This is a genomic window from Streptomyces sp. NPDC055254 (assembly GCF_053606025.1).
This window is the reverse complement of the sequence record NZ_JBSGQV010000027.1, coordinates 34,032-59,534: the sequence shown is the minus strand read 5'-3', so window position 1 is coordinate 59,534 and position 25,503 is coordinate 34,032. Positions and strand designations below refer to the sequence as shown.

The window sequence follows — 25,503 nt, the reverse complement described above, 5'->3', positions numbered from 1 at the left end:
CGCTTATTTTTTTTACACCCCCCCCCCCTGCGGGGGGCCCCCGCACCCCCCCCCCCCCCCCCCACCGACACATCCGCTTGAGTTCTTCCGCGGCGGGTCGCCGGGCCTACGGCGACCGCCTGAACGGGAGATCGGGGGTGCCACTCGTGCGGATCGGACTGCTCACGGAAGGTGGTTATCCGTATGCGACGGGCGAGGCGAGGCTGTGGTGCGACCGGCTCGTGCGCGGGCTCCCGCAGCACGAGTTCGAGCTCTACGCGCTGAGCCGCAGCGCCGAGCAGGAGCGCGACCGGGTCCCGCTGCCCGAGCACGTCACCCGGGTCCGTACGGCCCCCCTGTGGGCGCCGGCCGACGACGGCCGGACGTACTCCCGGCGGGAACGCAAGCGGTTCGCCGCCTGCTTCAAGGAACTGGTCCACGGCATCTGCGCCGGCCTCCCCGACCCCTTCGCGGCCGGGCTGTACGGACTCGCCGAACTCGCCGGCGAGCAGGGCGGGCTGTACGCGGCGCTGCGCTCCGAGGCCGCGGTGCGGGCCGTGGAGTCCGCCTGCCGGGCGCCGGGCGCGAGCCGCCCCGTACAGGCGGCCCGGGTGGCGGACCTGCTCCGGTTCGTGGACGAACTGGAACGCATGCTCCGGCCGTTGTCCCTCGACTGGTACGAGGAGCTCGGCGCGGTCGACATCTGCCACGCCGCGGCCGGCGGGGTGGCGGCGCTCCCCGGGCTCCTGGCCAAACGCTTCTTCGGGGTGCCGCTCCTGGTCACCGAGTACGGGGTCCGGCTGCGGTCGCACTACCTCGGGCACGAGCCCGGGGCGACCCCCGCCGTGCGCGCCCTGCTCGCCGCCTTCCACATCCGGCTGGCCGGCGAGATCTACGACCGGGCCGACCTGCTGACCCCCGGCAACGCGCACGCCCGCCGCTGGCAGGAGCACTGCGGCGCCACCCGGGACCGGGTGCGCACCGTCCACCCCGGCATGGAGGCGGACCGATTCGCCACCGTCGGCGAGGCCGGGGACTGCGGGGACCCCGACACCCTGGTGTGGGTGGGCCGGACGGAGCCCGCCAAGGACCTCGTCGGACTGCTGCACGCCTTCGCGGAGGTCCGCAGGGCCGCCCCGCGGACGCGGCTGCGCATCTTCGCCACCGGGGCGGACCCCGGCTACCTCGCCGACTGCCGCTCCCTCGCCGCGCAGCTCTTCCCCGACGAGGCCGCCGACGCCGTCACCGCCGGGGAGAACCCGGTCGCCTTCGAGGAGATCGGCGGACCCGAGGCCCCGTCCCCGGCCGAGGCCTACGGCGCCGGGCGCGTCGTCGTGCTGTCCTCCGTGATCGAGGGCTTCCCCCGCACCCTCGTCGAGGCCATGTTCTGCGGGCGGGCCACCGTCTCCACCGACGTCGGCGCGGTCCGCGAGGTCATCGGGGGGACCGGCCTCGTCGTACCGCCCCGCAACCCGCGCGCCCTCGCCGACGCCTGCCTCTCCCTGCTGGGTGACCCCGAGCGGGCCCAGCGCCTCGGGGCGGCCGGCCGGGCGCGGGCCCTGGAGCTCTTCACCGTCGAGCAGAACGTGGCCGCCTTCCGGGAGATCTACCTGCGCCTGCTCGCCCGGGGCTCGGCCCGGCCGGACGGGGAGATCCCCTTCGCCCAGCCCCCGGAGGCCCGGGTCCCGGGTCACTGGACCACCCCCACCTGGGCCCCGGCCCCCCACCCGGCCCCGGAGGCAGTGGTATGACCGCCCTGGACCCGCACGCCGTCGCGGGGGACACCGCCGCACCGCCCGCCGCCCCCCGGCGACGGGCCGGCGGGGACCCCGTCAAGGCGCTGCTGCACCGCCACCGCGCCCTGTGCGAACGGGCCGTGGACCCGCTGGAGATCGCCGCCGGGCTGGAGGCCCACGGCATCACCGACCGCACCGCCGCCCGCTTCCGCCACCGTGACGTCTTCGCCCTAGCCGAGGAGCTGTACGCCCGGACCCCGCGCGAGGCACCCTCCGCGCCCTCCGCCGGACCGGTTCCGGCCGGCGCCGGGCTCCGCGAACTGCGCGGAGCGGGGTACGCGTTACTCCCCGGCGCCCTCGCCCTCGGCGCCGCCGCGGCCGGGGTGCCGTGGGCCGGGACCGCCGCCGCGACCGCCACCGTCGCCGCCCTGGTGTGGCCCGGGAGGGCCGCCGCCGGCCGCTTCCCCTGGGCGGCGCACCTGCTCGCCGCCGCTGCCGTCGGCTGGGCCGCGCACCGCCACGGCCCCGCACTCGCGGTCGGCCTCGCGGTCGCCGCGGCTCCCGGCCACCTGATCGCCGCCGCCTTCGCGGCCCGGGCCCGGCGCGGGCTCGCCGGGAGCCGGGCCCTGGAGGACTTCGCCGACCGGGCCCGGCCGCTGCTCCTCGCCGCCGTCGCCCTGTTCGCGGCGGCCGCCGCCGGGGCCGCCGCGCTCGCCGGAGCCCCGCTCGCGGTGGCCGTACCGCTCGCCGTCCTCCTCTTCCTGACCCGGCTGCTGCTGCGGCACGGCGCCCGCCTCGGGCCCGTCGCCGCCGCCCTGGCGCTCGCACTGGTCCCCGTACCGGTGGCGGTCCCCGCCGCCGCCGCGGGGCTCCTCGTACACGCCGTCCGCGCGCTGGCCCGGGCCTCCGCGCACGCGCGGCCCTGACGTTCCGCCCGCACCGCCCCCACCCACCCGCCCACACGCAAGGAGAACAAGGACATGACCGGCCAGCCAACCAACCAAGGGGCCACGCGATGAGGGTGCTGCTGATCGGAGCCAACGGATACCTCGGCCGCTACGTCGCCGACCGGCTGCTCGCCGACCCCGCCGTCCAGCTCACCGCACTCGGCCGGGGCGACGACGCCGACGTCCGCTTCGACCTCGCCACCGGCAGCCCGGGCGCGCTCACGCGCTTCCTGGACGCCGTCCACCCGGGCGTCGTCATCAACTGCGCCGGCGCCACCCGGGGCGGAGCCCGGGAACTGACCCGGCACAACACCGTCGCCGTCGCCACCATCTGCGAGTCACTGCGCCGCAGCGGCTGCGGGGCCCGGCTGGTCCAGCTCGGCTGCGCCGCCGAGTACGGGCCGAGCCAGCCCGGATCGTCCACGGCCGAGGACGCCGTGCCGAGACCCGGCGGGCCGTACGGCGTCAGCAAACTGGCCGCCACCGAACTGGTCCTGGGCTCCGGCCTGGACGCCGTCGTGCTGCGCGTCTTCTCGCCCGTCGGCCCCGGCACCCCCGCCGGGTCCCCGCTCGGCCGCCTCGCCGAGGCCATGCGACGGGCGATGCAGGCCGGCGACGGGGAGCTCAGGCTCAGCGGGCTCGGCGTCCAGCGGGACTTCGTGGACGTACGGGACGTGGCGCGGGCCGTGCACGCCGCCTCCCTCTCCGCCGCGCAGGGCGTCGTCAACATCGGCACCGGGCGTGCGGTCCGGTTGCGCGACGCGGCGGCCGTGCTGGCCCGGGTCGCCGGGTACGCAGGCGCCCTGCACGAGCTGGACGTCCCGCACGGCGGACCCCAGCAGGGGCACGCGCACCCCGGCCGCCCCGCCGGGCTCGCCGCCATCGGCTCCCCGCGCTCCGAGGCCACGGCCGAGCAGATCGCCGGCTCCGCGCCCCAGGCGTACCCGTACCCGGACGGCTGCGGCGCCTGGCAGCAGGCCGACGTACGCACCGCCCGCGACCGGCTCGGCTGGCGCCCGCGGATCAACCTGGAGGAGTCCCTCGCGGACATCTGGATGGAGGCGGCGTGCCGTATCTGACCACTCCGCCGGGTGCCGCGACGGCGGCCGGGACCGAGGCCGGCCGCCTCGGTCTCGGCATCCCCGGCTACGCGCACCCGCTGCTCGCGCCCGTCGAATGGGCCGAGCTGACCCGCCCCGGCACCCCGCTGCACTGGGCGGTGCTCAACGTCGCGGACGGCCCGGGCGGGCGGCCGGACCCGCACTGCACGGAGGCGGCGGCGAAGCTGCGCGCCGCCGGCGGCACCGTCCTCGGCCATCTCGCCCTGCGAGACGGTGAGCGGTCCTTCGGGGAGCTGGTGTCCGACGCCCACCGCTACCGGGACTGGTACGGGGTGGGCGGCTTCTACCTCTCGGCGGCCCCGGCCGACCGGGCGGAGCTGGCCTCGGTGCGCCGGGTGACGGACACGCTGCGCGGCCTGGGGGACGGCCTGCGGATCGTGCTCGGGCACGGCACGCACCCGTACGAGGGCTACCTGGAGGCCGCCGACCAGCTGGTCACCTTCTCCGGTACCTGGGCCGACTACCGCTGGTCGCAGGTGGCCGAGTGGACCGCCGAGCACCCGGCCGAACGGTTCTGCCACCTGGTCCACGGGGTGCCGCGCTCGCACCTGGAGGAGGCGACCCGGATCGCACGCTGGCAGGGCGCCGGAACCATCTGGTTCACGGACCGCCTCGGCGCGCGGGGCGGCGACCCGTGGGCGTCCATGCCCGGGTACTGGGACGAAATCGTCTCGCGGATCGGAACAGGTGTCTCGGAATGAAGTAGGCCGTGGCAGTGTTACGGGGAGAACAATCATCGGATCGCTCCCTGCTCCCGCGGGGATGCTCCCCATCTTCGGAGTGCCCGTGTCGCTGCCACCGCTGGTCGAGCCAGCAGCTGAGCTCACCGTTGACGAGGTCCGCCGGTATTCGCGGCACCTGATCATCCCGGATGTCGGGATGGACGGCCAGAAGCGCCTCAAGAACGCCAAGGTGCTCGCCGTGGGTGCCGGCGGTCTCGGCTCGCCCGCCCTCATGTACCTGGCCGCGGCCGGCGTCGGCACGCTGGGCATCGTGGAGTTCGACGAGGTGGACGAGTCGAACCTGCAGCGCCAGATCATCCACAGCCAGGCGGACATCGGCCGATCCAAGGCCGAGTCGGCCCGCGACAGCGTGCTGGGCATCAACCCGTACGTGAACGTGGTCCTCCACGAAGAGCGGCTCGAAGCCGAGAACGTGATGGAGATCTTCAGCCAGTACGACCTCATCGTCGACGGCACGGACAACTTCGCCACGCGCTACCTCGTCAACGACGCCTGCGTCCTGCTGAACAAGCCGTACGTGTGGGGCTCGATCTACCGCTTCGACGGCCAGGCCTCGGTCTTCTGGTCCGAGCACGGCCCCTGCTACCGCTGCCTCTACCCGGAGCCGCCCCCGCCGGGCATGGTCCCGAGCTGCGCCGAGGGCGGCGTGCTGGGCGTGCTCTGCGCGTCCATCGGGTCCATCCAGGTCACCGAGGCCATCAAGGTCCTCACCGGTGTCGGCGAGCCGCTCGTCGGCCGCCTGATGATCTACGACGCCCTGGAGATGCAGTACCGCCAGGTCAAGGTCCGCAAGGACCCCGACTGCGCGGTCTGCGGTCCGAACGCGACCGTCACCGAGCTCATCGACTACGAGGCCTTCTGCGGCGTCGTGTCGGAGGAGGCCCAGGAGGCCGCGCTCGGGTCCACGATCACTCCCAAGCAGCTCAAGGAGTGGATCGACGGCGACGAGGCCATCGAGATCATCGACGTCCGCGAGGTCAACGAGTACGAGATCGTCTCGATCCCCGGCGCGAAGCTGATCCCCAAGGGCGAGTTCCTGATGGGCACCGCCCTGCAGGACCTGCCGCAGGACAAGCGCATCGTCCTGCATTGCAAGACGGGTGTCCGCAGTGCGGAAGTCCTCGCGGTCCTGAAGTCCGCGGGCTTCGCGGACGCGGTGCACGTCGGCGGCGGCGTGATCGGCTGGGTCCACCAGATCGAGCCCGACAAGCCGGTCTACTAGCAGTCCCCGAAGGGGCCGTACCTCACACCGCGGTGGGGGGTACGGCCCCTTCGTCGTTCCCGCCGGACGGGTCCGCGGGCGGGGTGCACACGGTGTTCGCGGCGGGCGGCTTCCCGTCCAGCAGGTACGTGTGCACCGCCTTCTGGACACAGGGGTCGCCGCTGTTGTAGGCGCCGTGGCCCTCGCCCTTGTAGGTGAGCCCGACGCCGACGCCGGGCCCGAGCCGCTCCACCATCTCGCGTGCGCCCTCGTAGGGGGTGGCCGGATCGCCGGTGTTGCCGATGACGAGGATGGGCGCGGACCCCGGGGCGGACACGTCCACCGTGTCCGAGGCGCCGGCCACCGGCCAGTCGGTGCAGCTCAGCATCGCCCAGCCGAGGAAGTCCCCGAAGACGGGCGACGCCGCACGGAAGGCCGGCAGCTTGGCCTTGGTCTGCTCCAGGGTGTAACGCTGCTTGGAGTCCGCGCAGTTGACGGCCGTGTTCGCGGCGCCGATGTTGCTGTAGCGGCCGCTGGGGTCGCGGCCGTTGAGCGCGTCGGAGAGCCTGAGCAGCAACTGTCCCTGACCGCCCTCCGCCTCGTCGAGTCCCTGCTCCAGCAGCGGCCAGGTGTCCTTGGAGTACAGCGCGGAGGCGATCCCGCTGGTCGCCGCGGACTCCGTCAGCTGCCTGTCGCCGATGCCGGGGATGGGCTTGGCGGCCAGGGACTTCTGCAGCTTGATGATGTTCGCCTCGATCTCCTGGCGGGTGCTGCCCTGGAGCAGGCAGGCGTCGCCCCGGTCCACGCAGTCCTGCGCGAAGTTGTCGAGGGCCAGTTGGAAGCCCTCGGCCTGGCCCAGGGCGCTCTGCTCCGGAGTCTTGGTGGGGTCCACCACGGCGTCGAAGACGGCGCGGCCGACGTTCTTGGGGAAGAGGTGGGCGTAGACCCCGCCGAGCTCCGTCCCGTACGAGAACCCCATGTAGTGCAGCTTGTCGTCGCCGAGGGCCCGGCGGATGCGGTCCAGGTCGCGGGCGGCGTCGGAGGTGCTGACGTGGGGGAGGATCTCGGCGGAGTTCTTCTGGCAGGCCTGCCGGTAGGCCTTGTTGGTGTCGAGGAGGGTCTTCTCCTTCTGCGGGGTGTCGGGGGAGGAGTCCTGGGCGTAGTACGCGTCCAGCTGCTTGTCGTCCGCGCAGATGACGGGCGCGCTCGCGCCGACTCCCCGCGGGTCGAAGCCGACCAGGTCGTACCGCGAGCGCAGGGCCTCGTACTGCTGGGCGGTGCCGGTCAGGGCGGTGATGCCGGAGGCGCCGGGGCCGCCGAAGTTGAAGACGAGGGAGCCGATGCGGTTCTTCTGGTCCCGGGCCTTCGCGCGGATCAGGGCGATCGGGATGGTCTCGCCCTCGGGCTCCGCGTAGTCGAGGGGGACGTCGAGGGTGGCGCACTGCCAGTCCTTGGGCGGGACCTGGCCGCTGCCCTGCTCCGCCGTGGGGGCCGCGCAGTCGCCCCAGGCGAGGGGCTCGGCGTCCTTGGTGCCGTCGGCCGTCGTCTTCTTCGGGTCGCCGCCGTCGGAGCAGGCGCCGGTGCTCAGCAGGGCGGCGGCGAGTGCGGTGGCGGCGGTGGCCCGCCAGGCGTTTGTCGGCATGCCCCCATCCTCGGCCCGCCCGCCCACCCCCGCCCCCGCGCTGACCCATCCGGGGGTCGCCCCCCGCCCCGCACGGGGGCCGGAGCCTCCTCCGCAGTCCAGGTCGCCCGGGCCGCACCTCTAAATGGCTTCCTTGCGGGTCAGGAAGTTGAAGGAGATCCAGCCCGGGAGCACCGGCAGCCAGAACGTCATCAGGCGGAACAGGAGCACCGCCGAAATGGCGACTTCCTTCTCCAGCCCCGCCGCGATCAGACCGAGCGTCAGCGTGGTCTCCACCGCGCCCATGCCGCCCGGGGTCGGCGCCGCCGACCCCAGCGCGTTGCCGGCGAGGAAGACCACGGCGATGCTCGCGTAGCTGATGTCCTGGCCGCCGCCGAACGCGCGGATCGAGGCGTCGAGGCACATCACGAAGCAGCCGGTCAGCAGCAGCATGCCGCCGATCCCCGTCACCAGCTTCTGCGGCCGCTGGAGCACGTCCAGCATGCGCGGCACCACGCCCGCGAAGAGCGCCCGCACCCGTGTGACCACGAACTTGCGCATGAAGGGGACCGCCGTCACCACCAGCACCAGCACGGCCACCGTCAGCAGACCGGCGATGACCGTCCGGGACGGGGTCATCTGCGGGGTCTTCTCGGTTCCCGTCAGATAGCCGAAGGACAGCAGCAGCAGGACGTGGCTGGCCAGGCCGAACAGCTGCGAGGCGCCCACGCTCGCGACCGCGAGCCCGGGCCGGACCCCCGCCCGCTGGAGGAACCGCGTGTTCAGCGCGACGCCGCCGACCGCCGCCGGAGCCACCAGCTTCACGAAGGACCCGGCCACCTGCGCGACCACGGTGCGCGGGAACGACACCCGCTCCGGCACGAAGCCCAGCAGGCTCATCGCCGCCGCGAAGTAGCTCAGGGCCGAGAAGGCGAGCGCCGCCCCGACCCAGCCCCACTGCGCCTGGCCGACGATGGTCGCGAAGTCCACGTGCGCCAGCTGCGTGAGCAGGAAGTACGCGCCGAACGCACCCGCGATGAACGACACCAGCGTGCGCGGGCGGATCCGCTCCAGCCGGGCCGGCTCCACCGGCGCCTGCGGGCGGATCAGCAGCACCTGCTGGCGGATCTGGCTCAGCAGGTCCTCCTCCCGGGCCCCGTCCAGCGCGTCGTCCAGCGCCCGCTTCTCCGCCTTCCGGTCGGCGGCGTGCGTCGGGGTGGTCCCCGGTCCGGCCGAATCCGCCTCGCGGGCCGCCTTCGCCGCCCGCGAGGACTCCAGTACGGCCTCCCGCTGGCGGTCCGCACGCTCCCGGGCCAACCGGCGCAGGGTCGCCCGCGTGGAGCGGCTCAGCGCGATCGGCTGGAGCAGGGGCAGGCAGTCCGCCACGCTGTCCGGGCCGAGCACCGACACCGCGGAGGCCACCGCCCGCTCCGCGCCGACCCGCAGGCCGAGCGTGGTGAGCAACTGCGCGATGTCCATCCGGAGCACCAGGTCGCCGGCCGCGATCTCGCCGCCCCGCAGGTCGGTCAGGATCACCCTGCCGGAACGATCCACCACCAGGGCGTCGCCGGTGAGCCTGCGGTGCGCGATCCGCCGCGACTGCAGGGCCCGTACCTGCTCCCAGGCGTTGCGGCTCAGCTCGTCGGGGATCTCCTCGTCGGCCAGGGAGTCCAGGGTGCGGCCCCCCAGGTGCTCGTACACGAGCATCACGGCGTCCGGGCCGAGCTCGGAGGTGGCGATCAGCTTGGGCGCGTTGGCCCCGGCCGCGATGGCGGCGTAGGCGAGCAGCGCCTCCTGCTCCAGCGCCTGGCGCAGCGACTGCAGGCTGCGCCGGGTGGTGATGCCGCGCAGGGTGAGCCGGCGCCAGACCCGGTAGAAGAAGCCCTGGGCCTGCTGCTCGCGGTCGACGACGGTGACGTCGAGCGGCGGCCCGTCCTCCAGGGTGACGTGGTAGCGGCGGCCCCGGTCGCTGACCTCGGAGGCTTCCGGGCCGTCGGGAGCGTCCGCGCGCATCGCGCTGACCGGCTGGAAGCCCACCCGGCGCAGTCCCGCGAGCAGGGTCTGGCCGGTGGGGCGCACGTTGGGCGAGCCGACGGCGTACAGGGTGGCGTACGCGACGCTCCAGCCGATCAGCACCGTGAGGATGATCGAGAAGGGGGTGGTGTAGCCGCCGACCAGCATGGTGAAGGCGTCGAGCAGCAGGACCACCCACAGCGCCACCCGCCAGCGGGGTCTGCGGGTCATGCCCACGGCGGTCATGTACGCGATCACGGGCGCGAGGTAGCCGTGCACCGGGTCCGTGAGGGCACCGCCGGCCCCCGCGGAGCGGGTCAGGGCCTCCTGGATGGTGTCGGGGGCGGCCTGGGAGACCCACAGGTCGGTGGCGAGCGTCACGCCGTGCGCGAGGACGGCGGCGAGCACGCCGTCGGCGATGCGCAGCCCGTCGCGTTTGATCAGCCGCTCGATGGCGAAGGCGACGGGGAGCAGCAGCACGGCGATGCTGGACACCAGCGCGGCGACCTTGATGAGCAGGACCGGGGCCGCGCCCGTGCCCTTGTTGATGTCCTCCTCCAGGCCGACGGTGGTCCCGTGGGCGAAGGCGGCGATGCCGAGCACGACGGCGATGCCGAGGACGCCGGCGAGGAGGCGTACGAGGTCGGACGGGCGGTGCACGCGGGCGGCGAGCAGCGGTTCGTCGACCTCGACCCGGTCGGCGGCCGTGGGGGTGTGGCCGTGCGGGCCCTCGGGACCGTCCACGCCGCGTCCCGAGGCGGTGCCGGCTCGGGCGCGGGAGCCGGGTCGGGTGCCGGAGTCGGCTCGCGGGCCGGAGTCGGCTCGTGCGGCCGGGGCGGGTCGATCGTCGGGGGCGGGCCGCGCGCCGGGGGCGGCGGGCGCCGGGGGGCCGTCGGGGGGCGTGTCGCCGTCCGGGCGCGTGCGGTCGTCCGCCGCCCCGTCGTCCGCCGCCCCGCCGTCCGGAGGGCTCACACCCTGCTCCTTCGTCGTCACTTCCGTCTCTTCTTGATCACGTATCACCAGTCACCGCCCGGAAGATGGTGGCACGGACCGACGCCCCTACGGGGCAGCAGGGTGCGCGCCGGTGTGGAACCGGGGCTTCCACCCGCGGGCGGCCGACGTGCTGCACCATGTCCCGAATGAGCGAGGAACTGCCCGCCTACGCGGAGCGCGTACTGGAGGTCGCCGAGCGGATTCCGCCCGGCCGGGTGATGACGTACGGGGACGTCGCCGAGTGGCTGGGCGAGGGAGGACCCCGTCAGATCGGGCGCGTCATGGCCCTCTACGGAGGGGCCGTGCCCTGGTGGCGCGTGGTGCGGGCGGACGGCATACCGCTGCCCGGCCACGAGCGCCGCGCCCTGGAGCACTACCGGGCCGAGGCCACCCCGCTGCGCCTGACGGCCGCCGGCGACCCCCGGCTGGACATGCGCCGGGCGCGCTGGGACGGCTCCGGACCGCAGGACGGGCGCGACGAGTCTCACACCTGACAGCTTCGGCCATGTGCGGCCTGAACGGGCGGTCGAGTCCCCGTGCGAAGGCCCGTACGGGGGACCGGACCGGACTGCGCGGGGACCTCCGGTTGCCGTAGCGTGGCCCCTTCGGCCCGGGCCCGGGACCGGAACCCGGCTCCGGCCGGGACGGCCGCGGGAGACCCCGTACCGCCCGTGGCGCCCGTACTGTCCGCACCACCCGCACCGCCCGTACCACCCGCACCGCCCGTACCGCCCGTACCGCCCGAACCGTTCGCAGGCCCCGCAGCAGTCACCGCAGACCCACCAGGACCGGCACCTCACGTGATCACCTCTTCCTCCGACCGCGCCGGACGCCGGCGCACGCGGACCCCCGACGCGTACCGCCTCGTGCGCACCGGGCCGGAACGGGTGGATCCCCCTGTGCTGGACGCAGCGCAGCGGGCGGTGGTTGACCACCCGGGCGGACCGCTGCTGGTCCTGGCCGGACCGGGCACGGGCAAGACCACCACGCTGGTCGAGGCCGTCGCCGCCCGGGTGGAGGCGGGGACCGACCCCGAGCGGATCCTCGTCCTGACCTTCGGCCGCAAGGCCGCGGTGGAACTGCGCGACCGGGCCGCCGTGCGCCTGGGCGGCGCGCGCGCCCCGCAGGCCACCACCTTCCACTCCTTCTGCTACGGCCTGGTCCGCGCCCATCAGGACACCGAGCTCTTCGCCGATCCGCTGCGGCTGCTGTCCGGGCCGGAGCAGGACGTGATGGTCCGCACGCTGCTGGAGGGCCAGCGCCGGATCCGCTCCATCCGCTGGCCGGACGACCTGCGGGCGGCGCTGACCACGCGCGGCTTCGCGGACGAGGTGCGGGCGGTGCTGGCCCGCGCCCGCGAGCTCGGCCTGGGGCCCGGCGCGCTGGCCGACTTCGCCGACCGCATCGGGCGGCCCGACTGGAAGGCGGCGGCGGCGTTCCTCTCCGAGTACCTGGACGTCCTGGACCTCCAGGGCACGCTGGACTACGCCGAACTCCTCCACCGCGCCGTGCTCCTCGCGGAAGGCACGCCGTCCCTCGCCTCCTCCTACGACGCGATCTTCGTGGACGAGTACCAGGACACGGACGCCTCGCAGCTGCGGCTGCTGCGGGCGCTGGCCGGGCCGGGCGGCACGCTGGTCGCCTTCGGCGACCCCGACCAGTCGATCTACGCCTTCCGCGGCGCCGACATCAACAACGTCCTGGACTTCGAGTCCTCCTTCCCCGGCGCCGAGGTCCGTGCCCTGACCGCGGGCCGCCGCTCCGGTTCCGCGCTGCTGGCCGCCACCCGGCTGCTCACGGCGCGGATGCCGCTACCGAGGCTGCCGGCGGCGGCGGTACGGGCCCACCGCGAGCTCCGGCCGGTGCGGGAGGGGGGCCGGGTGGAGGTGTTCACGTACCCGACGGCGGGCGCGGAGCTGGACAACATCGCCGACATCCTGCGCCGGGCCCACCTGGAGGACGGCGTGCCGTGGCGGGACATGGCGGTCCTGGTCCGCTCCGCTGGCCGCACCCTCCCGGCGATGCGGCGCGCCCTGATCACGGCCGGCGTCCCGGCGGAAACGGACGGCACGGACGTCCCCCTCCGCCACGAACCGGCCGTCTCCCCCCTCCTCACCGCCCTCCGCCTCGCGGCCACCCCCGCCGAGCCGCCCGCCCCCGAGCCCCCCGCCGAGGGCGACCGCGGCCCGGTCGCGGACCCCGAGCTGGCCGCCGCAGGCGCCCCCGGCCCGGACCCCGCCCCTGAGTGCGTTCCGGACCCGGCGTCCGCCCCCGAGCTCCCCGCCGAGGGCGACCGCGGCCCGGTCGCGGACCCCGTGCTTCCCGCCGCAGGCGCCCCGGGTCCGGGCCGTGCGGTCCCGGCGGCGGCCGGCGCGGGGGCGGGGGACGGCGCCGAGGACGCCCCTGCACCCGCCGCGGGCGGGGCCGTCCCGGAGACCCCCGCCGACGGCGGTCCGGCCGGCGCCGGGGACCCCGGGAAGGGGGCCGACCGCGCCGGAGGCGTCACCGTGGAGGACGCGCTCACCCTGCTCGCCTCCCCCCTCGGCGGGATGGACGCCGCCGACCTGCGCCGGCTCGGCCGGGCCCTGCGCGACGAGGAGCGCGCCGCAGGCGTCAAGGTGCCCGCGCCCTCCGACGTCCTGCTCGCCCGCGCCCTCGCCGAGCCCGAGCGGCTCACCGCCCACGACCCGGCCTACGCCCGCGGCGCCCAGCGCCTCGGCCTGCTCCTGCGCAAGACCCGCGAGCTCCTCCAGGGCGGCGGCACCGCCGAGGAGGCCCTGTGGACCCTTTGGGACGGCACCCCCTGGCCCCAGCGGCTGGAGCGCAACGCCCGCCGGGGCGGCGCCGCCGGCCGCAACGCCGACCGCGACCTCGACGCCGTCTGCACCCTCTTCGACACCGCCGCCCGCGCCGAGGACCGCACCGGCGGCAGCGGCGCCCTCAACTTCCTCGAACAGCTGGAGGCCGAGGACATCGCCGCCGACACCCTCACCGGCAAGGCCGTCCGCTCCGAGGCCGTCCGCCTGATGACCGCCCACCGCTCCAAGGGACTGGAGTGGTCCCTCGTGGTCGTCGCGGGGGTGCAGGACGGGCTCTGGCCCGACCTCCGCCGCCGGGGCTCCCTCCTGGAGGCCGACCGCATCGGCCGCGACGGCCTCGCCGAGCCCCTCACCCCCGGCGCCCTCCTCGCCGAGGAGCGCCGCCTCTTCTACGTCGCCGCCACCCGCGCCCGCGACCGCCTCGTCGTCACCGCCGTCAAGGCCCCCGCCGAGGACGGCGACCAGCCCTCCCGCTTCCTCGACGAACTCGGCGTGCCCCCGCGCGACGTCACCGGCCGCCCCCGCCGCCCCCTCGCCGTACCGGCGCTCGTCGCCGAGCTCCGCGCGACCACCGTCGACCCCGACGCCTCCCCCGAGCTGCGCGACGCGGCCGCCCGCCGCCTCGCCCGCCTCGCCGCGCTCACCGACGACGAGGACCGGCCGCTGGTCCCCGCCGCCCACCCGCAGCGCTGGTGGGGCCTGTACGAGCCCACCCGCAGCAGCGTTCCGCTGCGCGACCGGGACCGGCCCCTCGCGCTCTCCGGCAGCGCCCTGGACCAGCTCGCCAACACCTGCTCCCTCCAGTGGTTCCTGGGCCGGGAGGTCAAGGCCGACACCCCCTCGACCGCCGCCCAGGGCTTCGGCAACGTCGTCCACGTCCTCGCCGACGAGGTCGCCTCCGGCCGTACCCCCGCCGACCTGGCCGTCCTCATGGAACGCCTCGACTCGGTGTGGGACGCCCTCGCCTTCGACGCGCCCTGGAAGTCCGTCCAGGAGAAGGAGAACGCCCGCGCCGCCCTGGAGCGCTTCCTGCGCTGGCACACCACCGACCGCGGCGGCCGGGAGGCGGTCGCCACGGAGCACGAGTTCGACGTCACCCTGGAGGCGGGCGAGTACGCCGTACGGATCCGGGGCTCCATGGACCGGGTCGAGGCGGACCCGCAGGGGCGCGCGTACGTCGTCGACTTCAAGACCGGCAAGGCCGCGCCGACGAAGGACGAGGTCGCCCGCCACCCGCAGCTCGCCGTCTACCAGCTCGCCGTGCGCGAGGGCGCCGTGGACGAGGTCTTCGACGGCCTGCGCCCCGCCCCCGGCGGCGCCGAGCTCGTCCAGCTCCGCCAGGGCGCCGCGCAGCGCGACGGCGGCGACACCGTACCCAAGGTGCAGGCCCAGCAGCCGCTCGACGGGGAATGGGTCGGCGACCTGCTCGCCACCGCCGCCGGGCGGGTCCTGGACGAGCGGTTCGCGCCCGCCGCCGGACAGCACTGCGACCACTGCTCCTTCCGCAGCGCGTGCAGCGCCCGCCCCGAAGGCCGCCAGACGGTGGAGTGAGCGCGGAGCCCGCCGCGCCGGGCCGCCCGCCGCCCTCCGACGGCGGCCCGGAGTGTCAGCGGGTGCGGCTAGCCTTTTCACGTGTCCGCGCGTCCGCCCGTCCTCACCGATCCCGAACAGCTCAAGGAGCTCCTCGGTATCCCCTTCACGCCCGAGCAGATGGCCTGCGTCACCGCTCCGCCCGCCCCGCAGGTCGTCGTCGCGGGGGCCGGATCCGGCAAGACCACGGTCATGGCCGCCCGCGTCGTCTGGCTCGTGGGTACGGGCACGGTCGCGCCCGAACAGGTCCTCGGCCTGACCTTCACCAACAAGGCCGCCGGCGAGCTGTCCGAGCGCGTACGCAAGGCCCTCGCGCGGGCCGGCATCACCGACCCGGACCCCTCGCCCGCCGAGGCCGGCGCGGCCGGCGGCGAGCCGCGCATCTCCACCTACCACGCCTTCGCCGGGCAGCTGCTGAAGGACCACGGCCTGCGCATCGGCCTGGAACCGAGCTCCCGCCTGCTCGCCGACGCCACCCGCTTCCAGCTCGCCGCGAAGGTGCTGCGCGAGGCCCCCGGCCCGTACCCGTCGCTGACCAAGTCGGTCCCCGCCCTGGTCAGCGACCTGCTCGCGCTCGACGCGGAGCTCTCCGAGCACCTGGTCGAGCCGGCCGAGCTGCGGCGGTACGACACCGAGCTGCTCGGCGCCCTCGCCGACGCCAAGCTCAGCAACGAGGACCTGCGCAAGGTCCCGGAAGCCGTGCGCGGCCGCCTCGAACTGCTGGAGCTCGTCAGCCGCTACCGCGCCGCCAAACGCTCCCGCGACCTCTTCGACTTCAGCGACCAGATAGCCCTCTCCGCGCGGCTCGCCACCACCCGGCCCGAGGTCGGGGCGCTGCTGCGCGAGGAGTTCCGGGTGGTCCTGCTCGACGAGTACCAGGACACATCCGTCGCGCAGCGGCTGCTGCTGTCCGGCCTCTTCGGCGCGGGCAGTGGGCACGCCGTGACCGCCGTGGGCGACCCCTGCCAGGCGATCTACGGCTGGCGCGGCGCCTCCGTGGCCAACCTCGACGACTTCCCCGAGCACTTCCCGCACGCCGACGGCACCCCCGCGATCCGGCTCTCGCTCGGCGAGAACCGGCGCAGCGGCGGCCGCCTCCTCGACCTCGCCAACGGGCTCGCCGCCCCGCTGCGCGCCCTGCACGAGGGAGTGGAGGCGCTGCGTCCGGCGCCGGGCGCGGAGCGGGCCGGCTTCGTCCGGTGCGCCCTGCTGCCGACGCACGCCGAGGAGCTGGAATGGCTCGCGGACTCCGTCGCCCACCTGGTCCGCACCGGCACGGAGCCGGGTGAGATCGCCGTACTGTGCCGGTCCGCCGCCGACTTCGCGCGGATCCAGGCCGTACTGGTGGCCCGTGACGTGCCGGTGGAGGTCGTCGGCCTCTCCGGGCTGCTGCACCTCCCGGAGGTCGCCGACCTCGTCGCCGTCTGCGAGGTCCTCCAGGACCCGGGGGCGAACGCCGCCCTGGTCCGGCTCCTGATCGGCCCGCGCTGGCGGATCGGCGCCCGCGACCTGGCCCTGCTGGGCCGCCGGGCCCGGCTGCTGATCGGCCGTGCCCCGGCCGGCGCGGCGGACGACGACGAACGCCTCGCGGCGGCCGTCGAGGGAGTGGACCCGGCGGAGATCGTGTCCCTGGCCGACGCGCTGGAGACGTTCCTGGACGGCGCCGGGCAGGCCCCCGACGACCTGCCGTTCTCGGCGCAGGCCCGAATCCGCTTCGCGCACCTCGCCCAGGAGCTGCGCGACCTGCGCCGTTCGCTGGCGGACCCGCTGATGGACGTCCTGCACCGGGTGCTGACCGCGACCGGGCTGGAGGTGGAGCTGTCCGCATCCCCGCACGCGCTGGCGGCCCGCCGGCGCGAGACGCTGTCGAACTTCATGGACGTGGCGGCGGGATTCGCCGCGCTCGACGGGGAGGCCTCGCTGCTGGCGTTCCTGGCCTTCCTGCGGACGGCCGCCCAGTACGAGAAGGGCCTCGACCACGCGCTTCCCGGCGGGGAGAACACCGTCAAGGTCCTGACCGCCCACAAGTCCAAGGGGCTGGAGTGGGACGTGGTGGTCGTCCCGGACCTGTGCGCGGGGTCCTTCCCGAAGGAGAAGGCACCGGAGGCCTGGACCTCGTACGCGAAGGTGCTCCCGTACGCGCTGCGCGGCGACGCCCCGACCCTGCCGGCGGACCCGGCCTGGAGTTCGGCGGGCATGAAGGGCTTCAAGACCGCCCTCAAGGACCACAAGGCGGTGGAGGAGCTCCGCCTGGGCTACGTGACCTTCACGCGCCCGCGCTCCCTGCTCCTGGCCTCGGGCCACTGGTGGGGCCCGACCCAGAAGAAGCGCCGGGGGCCGTCCGCGTTCCTGACCGCCCTGTACGAGCACTGCGCGGCCGGGTTCGGCGAGATCGAGGCCTGGGCGCCCGAGCCGGACGCCTCCGCCGAGAATCCCGTCCTGTCCTCGGAGTCCGGCCCGGACCACTCCTGGCCGCTGCCCCTGGACCCCTCCTCCCTCGCCTTGCGCCGCGCGGCCGCCGCCCTGGTGGAGTCCTACCTCGCGACCCCTCCGCCACCGGCCGACCCCGACCCCCACCTCTGGCCCCCGCACGGCGAGGACCCGTCCTACGCCGACGAACCTCCTGTGCCCGACGCCCCCCTGTGGCCGGACCCCGAGCCGGTCCCCCGGCCCCGGGGCTCCGCCCTGCCGGGCGAGGACGACCTGTGGCCGGAGGCCGACCCGTGGGCCGAGCCTGCCCACGACCCCCGAGGCTCCGCCCTGCCGGGCGAGGACGACCTGTGGCCGGAGGCCGACCCGTGGGCCGAGCCTGCCCACGACCCCCGGGGCTCCGTGCTGCCCCACGACGGTGACCTGTGGCCGGAGGCCGAGGGGTGGGCCGCAGGTCCCGCCTCCGGCGGGGCCCGGGGCGCGGCCCCGCCGACGGGAAGGGGCGGGGCGGGGGGCCAACAGGCTCCGACCGGCCCCGTCGCCGACCCGCACGACGACGACCTCTGGCCCGAGGCCGACGCCCGGGCCGCGGGCCCCGCTCCCGGGCGGGGTGCGGGCCCCGCCGTGCCCGGCGCCCGCGCCCGCGCCGACCACCGCCGGTCGGAGGCCGACCCTCAGGGGCCCCCGCCCAGACTCACCCCCGAGGAGGCACGGGCCGTCGCCTCCTGGGACCGGGACCTCGACGCGCTGGAGGGCGAGCTCCGCCGCGCCCGCGCCGCCGTCCGGGACGTCGAGCTGCCGTCCGCCCTCTCCGCCAGCCAGCTCATGCGGCTCGCCGCCGACGAGCAGGCCTTCGCCCGCGACCTCGCCCGCCCCATGCCCAAGCCCCCCCAGCCCGCTGCCCGCCAGGGCACCCGCTTCCACGCCTGGGTGGAGTCCCGCTTCGACGAGCTGCCGCTGCCGCTGCTCGACGTCCTGGACCCCGCCACCGAACTCCCCGGTTCCGGTTCCGGACAGGACATCGCCGACGAAGCCGACCTCGCATCCCTCAAGGCGGCGTTCGAGCGGAGCGAGTACGCCGACCGCACCCCGTACCGGATGGAGGCCCCGGTCCAGATCACGCTCGCCGGCCGCGTCGTACGGGGCCGGATCGACGCCGTGTACCGCGCCCCCGACGGCTCGTACGAGATCGTCGACTGGAAGACCGGCCGCACCACCGAGGCCGATCCGCTCCAGCTCGCCGTGTACCGCCTGGCCTGGGCGGAAGCCACCGGCACCCCCCTCGACCGGGTGTCCGCAGCCTTCCTGCACGTGCGCAGCGGCCGCGTGATCCGCCCCCGCGACCTCCCCGACCGCGCTCGTCTTGAGCGGATCCTCCAAGGTCGAACGGGCACGGACAGTGATCGTCGGGCGGCCGGATAGGCTCGGGTGCATGAGCGACAGCCAGCCGGACAGCGTCGTCCGCACGTACATCGAGACCCACCGCGCCGCCTTCCTCGACGACCTCGCCGAGTGGCTGCGCATCCCCTCCGTCTCGGCCCAGCCCGAGCACGCGGGCGACGTACGCCGCAGCGCCGAATGGCTCTCCGCGAAGCTCAAGGAGACCGGCTTCCCGGTCGCCGAGGTCTGGGAGACCCCCGGCGCCCCCGCCGTCTTCGCGCACTGGCCGAGCGAGGACCCCGACGCCCCGACCGTGCTGGTGTACGGGCACCACGACGTGCAGCCCGCCGCCCTCGCCGACGGCTGGCACACCGACCCGTTCGAACCGGTCGTCAAGGACGGCCGGATGTACGGGCGCGGCGCCGCCGACGACAAGGGGCAGGTGTTCTTCCACACCCTCGGCGTACGGGCGCACCTGGCGGCCACCGGCGCCGCCGCCCCCGCCGTGCACCTCAAGCTGCTCGTCGAGGGCGAGGAGGAGTCCGGCTCCGCCCACTTCCGCGACCTCGTGGAGGCCCGCGCCGGCGAACTCGCCGCCGACGTCGTGATCGTCTCCGACACCGGTATGTGGTCCGAGACCACGCCCACCGTCTGCACCGGCATGCGCGGCGTCGCCGACTGCGAGATCGACTTCCACGGGCCCGACCAGGACATCCACTCCGGCGCCTTCGGTGGCGCCGTGCCCAACCCGGCCACCGTCGCCGCCCGTCTGGTCGCGGCCCTGCACGACGCCGACGGGCGGGTCACCGTACCCGGGTTCTACGACGGCATCGTCGAGCTCACCGACGCCGAGCGCGCGCTCATCGCCGAGCTGCCCTTCGACGAGGCCGAGTGGCTCCGGACGGCCAAGTCCTACGCGGCCTCCGGCGAGGCCGGGTACTCGACCCTGGAGCGGGTCTGGGCCCGCCCGACCGCAGAGGTCAACGGCATCGGCGGCGGCTACCAGGGCCCCGGCGGCAAGACCGTCGTGCCCGCCTCCGCGCACCTGAAGCTGTCGTTCCGGCTGGTGTCCGGACAGGACCCGTACGAGGTCGAGGCGGCCGTCAGGGACTGGGTCGCGGCGCACGTCCCGGCCGGGATCCGCCACGCCGTCACCTTCGGCGCCCCCACCCGGCCCTGCCTGACCCCGCTGGACCACCCGGCCCTGCAGTCCGTGGTCCGGGCGATGGGCCGCGCCTTCGGCCAGAAGATCCTTTTCACCCGCGAGGGCGGCTCCGGACCCGCGGCGGACCTCCAGGACGTGCTGGACGCGCCCGTCCTCTTCCTCGGCATCTCCGTGCCGTCCGACGGCTGGCACGCGCCGAACGAGAAGGTCGAGCTCGACCTGCTCCTCAAGGGCGTCGAGACGACCGCCTACCTCTGGGGCGACCTGGCCGCCTCCCACCGCGAAGCCGTCCACGCTCCTGCCTGACGCACCCGCCCTGCCGAGCCTGCCCAGACCCACCCACCGGGGGAGTTGGAAGTACCTGTGAGCACCCATACCGAGCGTCCGCTCTCGCTCGCCGCACCCAGCGGAATCGACCGTGCCGCGCACCACCGCCTCGACGAGGCGTGGCTCGCCGCCGCCTGGAGCCACCCGACGACCCGCGTCTTCGTGGTCTCCGGCGGCCAGGTCCTCATCGACGACACCCCCGACGGTGGCACGGGCCTCGTGACGACCCCGGCCTTCGAGGCCCCCGTCACCGAGACGCACCGCTACTTCCTGGGCACCGACGAGGACGGCGTACGGTACTTCGCGCTGCAGAAGGACGCGCTGCCCGGCCGCATGGACCAGTCGGCCCGCGCGGCCGGCCTGCGCGAGGCCGGGATGCTGCTGTCCCCGCGCGATGCCGGCCTGATGGTGCACGCCGTCGCCCTGGAGAACTGGCAGCGCATGCACCGCTTCTGCTCCCGCTGCGGCGACCGCACGGTGGTCGCGGCGGTGGGGCACATCCGCCGCTGCCCCGGTTGCGGCGCCGAGCACTACCCGCGCACCGACCCGGCGGTGATCATGCTGGTCACGGACGAGCAGGACCGCGCGCTGCTGGGCCGCCAGGTGCACTGGCCGGAGGGGCGGTTCTCCACGCTCGCCGGCTTCGTGGAGCCGGGTGAATCGATCGAGCAGTCCGTCATCCGTGAGGTGTGGGAGGAAGCGGGCGTCAGGGTCGGCGAGGTCGAGTACGTGGCCAGCCAGCCGTGGCCCTTCCCGTACAGCCTGATGCTGGGCTTCACGGCCCGAGCCACCAGCTCCGAGATCACGGTGGACGGCGAGGAGATCCAGGAGGCCCGGTGGTTCTCCCGCGAGGACCTGCGCGCGGCGATCGAGTCGGGCGAGGTGCTGCCCCCGGCGGGCATCTCGATCGCGGCCCGGCTGGTCGAGCTCTGGTACGGCGTGCCCTTGCGGCGCCCGAAGTTTTTGGCTGGGGGGGTGGGGCGCGGGGGTGGCCCCCGGGGGGTGGCGGGGGGCCTCGCCGTCGTCGCGCCGCTCTTCGCGGCGGCGCCGTGCGCGCGACCGCGTCGGTCAGGCGGTGAGGGCCTGCTTGACCTGGGCCAGGCTCGGGTTCGTCATGACCGACTCGCTGCCGGCGGCGGACACCACGAGGACGGTGGGAACGGTCTGGTTGCCGCCGTTCGCCTTCTCGACGAAAGCCGCCGATGCGGGGTCCAGCTCGATGTTGATCTCGTTGTACGCGATGCCTTCGCGGTCCATCTGGGACTTCAGCCGGCGGCAGTAGCCGCACCAGGTCGTGCTGTACATCGTGATGGAGCCCGTGTCCTGCATGCTGCGTCTCCTCTGTGGGGTCGGGTCGCGTCGGTCCGAGTACTCGAACGTACGGGATCGCTCCGCCATTCCCGCAGCCGCGCGACACGGCGGTGTGACAAGTACGACGGACCTGTGCGGCTGTGGACAACTTTCCCGTCCGGCCCACGCGACCTGGCAGCATGGCGGGGTGACAGCAGCAACGCACTCCTCATCCTTCCCCGCCGACGCGGACTCGGCCGACGCGGTGCTCCTGGGCCTGGACCCGGAGCAGCGCGAGGTCGCGACGACCCTGCGGGGGCCGGTGTGCGTGCTGGCGGGTGCCGGTACGGGCAAGACCCGCGCGATCACCCACCGCATCGCCTACGGGGTCCGGTCCGGTCAGCTCATGCCGGCCAGTGTGCTCGCCGTCACCTTCACCAACCGCGCCGCCGGCGAGATGCGCGGCCGCCTGCGCACCCTCGGCGCGGGCGGGGTCCAGGCGCGGACCTTCCACTCCGCCGCCCTGCGCCAGCTCCAGTACTTCTGGCCGAAAGCGGTCGGCGGGGACGTGCCCCGGCTGCTGGAGCGCAAGATCCAGTTCGTCGCCGAGGCCGGCGCGCGCTGCCGCATCCGGCTCGACCGCAACGAGCTGCGCGACGTCACCGGCGAGATCGAGTGGGCCAAGGTCACCCAGACCGTGCCCGCCGACTACCCGGTGGCCGCCCTCAAGTCCGGCCGTGAGGCGCCCCGGGACCTGGCGGAGATCGCCCAGATCTACGGCACCTACGAGCAGCTCAAGCGCGACCGGGGCATGATCGACTTCGAGGACGTGCTGCTCCTCACCGTCGGCATCCTCCAGGACCGCCACGACATCGCCGAACAGATCCGCACGCAGTACCAGCACTTCGTGGTGGACGAGTACCAGGACGTCAGCCCCTTGCAGCAGCGGCTGCTCGACCTGTGGCTCGGCGAGCGCGACAGCCTCTGCGTCGTCGGCGACGCCAGCCAGACGATTTACTCCTTCACCGGAGCCACCCCCGACCACCTGCTGAACTTCCGCACCCGCTACCCGCAGGCCACGCTGGTCAAGCTGGTCCGGGACTACCGCTCCACCCCCCAGGTGGTGCACCTGGCCAACGGCCTGCTGAACCAGGCCAAGGGGCGCGCAGCCGAGCACCGGCTGGAGCTGGTCTCCCAGCGCGAGGCCGGCCCCGACCCGGTGTACGCCGAGTACCCGGACGAGCCCGCCGAGGCCGAGGGTGTCGCCCACCGCATCCGGGACCTGATCGCCGCCGGGGTCCCGGCCGGCGAGATCGCCGTGCTCTACCGGATCAATGCCCAGTCCGAGGTCTACGAACAAGCCCTCGCCGACGTCGGGGTCCCCTACCAGCTCCGCGGGGCCGAGCGGTTCTTCGAGCGCCAGGAAGTCCAGAAAGCGATCCTCGCGCTGCGCGGAGCCGCCCGCTCCGGCGGGAACGACCCGCTGCTCGACGACGTCGTCGAGCTCGGTTCTCAGGTCCGGGCCGTCCTCAGCTCCACCGGCTGGACCAGCGAGCCCCCGGCCGGCTCCGGCGCCGTGCGCGACCAGTGGGAATCGGTGGCGGCGCTGGTCCGCCTCGCCGAGGACTTCGCCCGCGCGCGACCGGGGGCCACCCTGGCGGACCTCACGGTCGAGTTGGAGGAGCGCAAGGCCGCCCAGCACGCCCCGACGGTCCAGGGCGTCACCCTCGCCTCGCTGCACGCGGCCAAAGGCCTGGAGTGGGACGCCGTGTTCCTGGTCGGCCTCACCGACGGCATGATGCCGATCACGTACGCGAAGACCGACGAGCAGGTCGAGGAGGAACGCCGGCTGCTCTACGTCGGCGTCACCCGGGCGAGGCTGCACCTGACCCTGTCCTGGGGGCTCTCCCGCGCTCCGGGGGGCCGGGCCTCCCGGCGGCCCAGCCGCTTCCTGAACGGCCTGCGACCGGGCTCGGCGGCCCCGGGCGCCGCAGCGGCCGGGGGCGAGCCGGCGACCCGCAAGCGGGGCCGGCGCGGGCCGGTGCTGTGCCGGGTCTGCGGCAAAACGCTGACCGACGCCGGCGAGCTGAAGCTGCTGCGCTGTGAGGACTGCCCGTCCGACATGGACGAAGGGCTCTACGAGCGGCTGCGGGACTGGCGCGCGGCCCAGTCGAAGGAGCAGGGCCTGCCCGCCTATTGCGTCTTCACGGACAAGACGCTGATGGCGATCGCGGAGGCCGCGCCGTGCGAGGAGGCGGAGCTCTCGATGATCTCCGGGGTGGGGGGCCGCAAGCTGGACCGGTACGGGGCCGACGTCCTCGCCATCTGCGCAGGTCAAGAGCCCGGGGCGGAAGATCCTGACGACGCGTAGAAACTCGTCGGAAAAATAGTTTGCACATGCCCGGCGAATCCCCATAGGTTCTTAGCAACGGAAACGGTGGCTTCTCCGAAGCCCTGGATCCGTGCTGTACTGATCCGAATACGCATGGGACAGGCCTCCGGGCCGAGTCCCCGAGACGCCGAGAGGAGGCGAGACCAGTGATGAGCTCCACGACCTTCACCAAAATGACCGATCGCTCGGTCGCCGCTTCCTGCGTGCTCGGCTCCTCCTCGCTCCTCCCGCTCACGGGTACCGGTCTGTCCGCGATCAGCGCATGCAGCTCTGCCCTGGTGGCCACGCTGCCCGTGCGTGAGCGGAACGAGCGACCGATTCAGGCACCGGTGGCAGTGCTGGAAGCCCAGGCGCATGGCGCCTATGGCTTCGCGGCCGCAGCCGGTGCCGGATCCGAGAAGCAGACGAAGAAGCAGCAGCACCACCTGATGTGGGCCTTCCGCGGGCTCGAACCCTGGAGTGATCCAGCCTGATCGCATGATCAGGCCGGCGCCTTCAGGGCCGCGGAACCCCACCCGGGATCCGCGGCCCTTCTGTTTGTCCCCGAACGGGGACGACGGAGCGAAGGGGCCTCGGGACTGGCAGGACCAGGTACCAGCCGAAACCGGCCGACCGGCCGGAACGACTAGTCGAACAAGACGAGGAAGAAACCACCGTGCAACTCGAAGCGCACGCCCCGTCCGTACCGCAGACCCAAACGATCTCCCCGCCCGCAGTTCCGGAGGACCGCACCTTGACCCCGCTGACCGCGCTCACCGCGCTCGACGACGCCATCGAGAACCTCGGCGTACCCGTCCCCTGCCGCACCTTCGACCCGGAGGTCTTCTTCGCCGAGTCCCCGGCCGACGTCGAGTACGCAAAGTCGCTCTGCCGCACCTGCCCGCTGGTCGAGGCCTGCCTCGCCGGGGCGACCGAGCGCCGCGAGCCCTGGGGCGTCTGGGGCGGCGAGCTCTTCGTCCAGGGTGTGGTCGTCGCCCGCAAGCGTCCGCGTGGGCGTCCGCGCAAGAACCCGGTCGCGGCATGAACGCCACCGGAACCATTGACCGCCCCCTCACGCACGACCCCTTGAAGCAGGCCCTCATGACCCCCCACGCCACGAGCGAGCAGCCGCACGGCTCCGCCACCGCAGACTTCATCACCGCCGGCGCGATCACCTCGCGTCAGAACAGGACCCGCGAAATGCAACTCATCCCAGAAGCCCTGGCCCGTGCCCATATGGAGGACCGCATGCGCGAGGCCGACGCCGAGCGTCACGCCCTGCGCCTGGTCGCCGCCCGCCGCATGCAGCGGCGAGCCGAGCGCGTCACCCTGCGCGCGCGGCGTGCACTGGCCATGGCCGTCATGCAGTAGGAGCCGACGGCAGCGGCACTACACCGTCCCCGGGGGGACCGGTCCGAACGGACCGGTCCCCCCGGTGCGTTGCGGACGGCAGCGCGGCCCCGCGGGGATATCGTCCGGAGGTGGACCAGCCGACTCCTCCCCACCCCGCCGATCCGGGACCCGAGGCCCAGACCGTCGTCTGCGCGCGCTGCGGTGCCCGGTCCCCGGACGGCGCCCCGGTCACCTGGACCTGTTCCGTGGAAAACGGCAGCAGGCAGTACTTCTGCCACGACTGCGCCCGGGCCAACATCCGTGCGATCGAGGGCAGGCTCGACTCCTCCTGGTGGTGACCGCACCGGCCCGCAGCACCGGCCCGCACCGGCCCGCAGCACCGGCCCGCAACGCCCCCGCACCGGTCCCCGTCCGGAGTGCCGCC

General features: G+C 74.5%; 17 protein-coding genes and 1 pseudogene. 15 read left to right on the top strand and 3 right to left on the bottom strand.

Annotated features, from left to right (window positions below):
- Positions 1-146 precede the first annotated feature (146 nt).
- The 5 genes from ACWFQ8_RS23420 (at position 147) to moeZ (ending at position 5,748) form a co-directional block, all read left to right on the top strand.
- The gene (locus tag ACWFQ8_RS23420; protein ID WP_453788226.1) at positions 147-1,730 is read left to right on the top strand and encodes a DUF3492 domain-containing protein; all 1,584 of its coding nucleotides are present in this window, start codon (positions 147-149) and stop codon (positions 1,728-1,730) included.
- Complete coding sequence (locus ACWFQ8_RS23415; protein ID WP_453788200.1) at positions 1,727-2,641, top strand: hypothetical protein; 915 nt, start codon at positions 1,727-1,729, stop codon at positions 2,639-2,641. The genes ACWFQ8_RS23420 and ACWFQ8_RS23415 overlap by 4 nt, the downstream gene beginning before the upstream one ends.
- Positions 2,642-2,730: 89 nt before the next feature.
- On the top strand, positions 2,731-3,741 hold the full coding sequence (locus ACWFQ8_RS23410; protein WP_453788199.1) for an NAD-dependent epimerase/dehydratase: 1,011 nt from the start codon (positions 2,731-2,733) through the stop codon (positions 3,739-3,741).
- Positions 3,729-4,484, top strand: coding sequence for a spherulation-specific family 4 protein (locus ACWFQ8_RS23405; RefSeq protein ID WP_453788198.1), 756 nt, complete (start codon positions 3,729-3,731; stop codon positions 4,482-4,484). The genes ACWFQ8_RS23410 and ACWFQ8_RS23405 overlap by 13 nt, the downstream gene beginning before the upstream one ends.
- Before the next feature lie 85 nt (positions 4,485-4,569).
- Positions 4,570-5,748, top strand: a complete 1,179-nt coding sequence (moeZ, locus tag ACWFQ8_RS23400) for an adenylyltransferase/sulfurtransferase MoeZ (RefSeq protein WP_453788197.1) — start codon at positions 4,570-4,572, stop codon at positions 5,746-5,748.
- Positions 5,749-5,770: 22 nt separating this feature from the next.
- Here moeZ and ACWFQ8_RS23395 read toward each other — a convergent pair whose 3' ends face one another.
- Positions 5,771-7,369 (bottom strand): alpha/beta hydrolase, encoded by a 1,599-nt coding sequence (locus ACWFQ8_RS23395; RefSeq protein ID WP_453788196.1) that lies wholly within the window; start codon positions 7,367-7,369, stop codon positions 5,771-5,773.
- 120 nt (positions 7,370-7,489) lie between these two features.
- Positions 7,490-10,333, bottom strand: a complete 2,844-nt coding sequence (locus ACWFQ8_RS23390) for a lysylphosphatidylglycerol synthase domain-containing protein (RefSeq protein ID WP_453788195.1) — start codon at positions 10,331-10,333, stop codon at positions 7,490-7,492.
- 167 nt (positions 10,334-10,500) lie between these two features.
- Here ACWFQ8_RS23390 and ACWFQ8_RS23385 point away from each other — a divergent pair, with 167 nt between their 5' ends.
- The 5 genes and pseudogenes from ACWFQ8_RS23385 to nudC all read left to right on the top strand — a co-directional run.
- Positions 10,501-10,848, top strand: coding sequence for an MGMT family protein (locus tag ACWFQ8_RS23385; protein WP_453788194.1), 348 nt, complete (start codon positions 10,501-10,503; stop codon positions 10,846-10,848).
- A gap of 306 nt (positions 10,849-11,154) precedes the next feature.
- Positions 11,155-14,724 (top strand): ATP-dependent helicase, encoded by a 3,570-nt coding sequence (locus ACWFQ8_RS23380; protein ID WP_453788193.1) that lies wholly within the window; start codon positions 11,155-11,157, stop codon positions 14,722-14,724.
- 81 nt (positions 14,725-14,805) lie between these two features.
- The gene (locus tag ACWFQ8_RS23375) at positions 14,806-18,615 is read left to right on the top strand and encodes a UvrD-helicase domain-containing protein (RefSeq protein ID WP_453788192.1); all 3,810 of its coding nucleotides are present in this window, start codon (positions 14,806-14,808) and stop codon (positions 18,613-18,615) included.
- A gap of 10 nt (positions 18,616-18,625) precedes the next feature.
- Positions 18,626-20,044: a dipeptidase gene (locus ACWFQ8_RS23370; RefSeq protein ID WP_453788191.1), complete on the top strand. Its 1,419-nt coding sequence runs from the start codon at positions 18,626-18,628 to the stop codon at positions 20,042-20,044.
- Between the two features lie 45 nt (positions 20,045-20,089).
- Positions 20,090-21,022, top strand: a pseudogene (gene nudC / locus ACWFQ8_RS23365) (NAD(+) diphosphatase); the annotation flags it as partial.
- Positions 21,023-21,133: 111 nt separating this feature from the next.
- On the opposite strand, the gene ACWFQ8_RS23360 reads toward nudC, so the two are convergent.
- A complete protein-coding gene (locus ACWFQ8_RS23360; protein WP_384535854.1) occupies positions 21,134-21,394 on the bottom strand; it encodes a glutaredoxin domain-containing protein in 261 nt (86 codons plus the stop codon).
- A 226-nt stretch (positions 21,395-21,620) separates the two neighbouring features.
- Here ACWFQ8_RS23360 and ACWFQ8_RS23355 point away from each other — a divergent pair, with 226 nt between their 5' ends.
- From ACWFQ8_RS23355 to ACWFQ8_RS23335, 5 genes are all read left to right on the top strand, one after another.
- The gene (locus tag ACWFQ8_RS23355; RefSeq protein WP_453788225.1) at positions 21,621-23,726 is read left to right on the top strand and encodes an ATP-dependent DNA helicase UvrD2; all 2,106 of its coding nucleotides are present in this window, start codon (positions 21,621-21,623) and stop codon (positions 23,724-23,726) included.
- A 170-nt stretch (positions 23,727-23,896) separates the two neighbouring features.
- Complete coding sequence (locus tag ACWFQ8_RS23350; RefSeq protein ID WP_453788190.1) at positions 23,897-24,220, top strand: hypothetical protein; 324 nt, start codon at positions 23,897-23,899, stop codon at positions 24,218-24,220.
- A gap of 182 nt (positions 24,221-24,402) precedes the next feature.
- On the top strand, positions 24,403-24,771 hold the full coding sequence (locus ACWFQ8_RS23345) for a WhiB family transcriptional regulator (RefSeq protein WP_453788189.1): 369 nt from the start codon (positions 24,403-24,405) through the stop codon (positions 24,769-24,771).
- Positions 24,768-25,097: a hypothetical protein gene (locus ACWFQ8_RS23340; protein WP_453788188.1), complete on the top strand. Its 330-nt coding sequence runs from the start codon at positions 24,768-24,770 to the stop codon at positions 25,095-25,097. Before ACWFQ8_RS23345 ends, ACWFQ8_RS23340 begins: the two co-directional genes overlap by 4 nt.
- Before the next feature lie 110 nt (positions 25,098-25,207).
- Positions 25,208-25,417 (top strand): hypothetical protein, encoded by a 210-nt coding sequence (locus ACWFQ8_RS23335; protein ID WP_453788187.1) that lies wholly within the window; start codon positions 25,208-25,210, stop codon positions 25,415-25,417.
- Positions 25,418-25,503 lie beyond the last annotated feature (86 nt).

What these genes read in the sequence shown, in the direction of transcription:
- ACWFQ8_RS23360 (WP_384535854.1), bottom strand. Translation starts at nt 21,394, where the DNA reads ATGCAGGACACGGGCTCCATCACGATGTACAGCACGACCTGGTGCGGC.
- ACWFQ8_RS23385 (WP_453788194.1), top strand. Translation starts at nt 10,501, where the DNA reads ATGAGCGAGGAACTGCCCGCCTACGCGGAGCGCGTACTGGAGGTCGCC.
- ACWFQ8_RS23410 (WP_453788199.1), top strand. Translation starts at nt 2,731, where the DNA reads ATGAGGGTGCTGCTGATCGGAGCCAACGGATACCTCGGCCGCTACGTC.
- ACWFQ8_RS23340 (WP_453788188.1), top strand. Translation starts at nt 24,768, where the DNA reads ATGAACGCCACCGGAACCATTGACCGCCCCCTCACGCACGACCCCTTG.
- ACWFQ8_RS23370 (WP_453788191.1), top strand. Translation starts at nt 18,626, where the DNA reads ATGAGCGACAGCCAGCCGGACAGCGTCGTCCGCACGTACATCGAGACC.
- ACWFQ8_RS23395 (WP_453788196.1), bottom strand. Translation starts at nt 7,369, where the DNA reads ATGCCGACAAACGCCTGGCGGGCCACCGCCGCCACCGCACTCGCCGCC.
- ACWFQ8_RS23350 (WP_453788190.1), top strand. Translation starts at nt 23,897, where the DNA reads ATGAGCTCCACGACCTTCACCAAAATGACCGATCGCTCGGTCGCCGCT.
- ACWFQ8_RS23415 (WP_453788200.1), top strand. Translation starts at nt 1,727, where the DNA reads ATGACCGCCCTGGACCCGCACGCCGTCGCGGGGGACACCGCCGCACCG.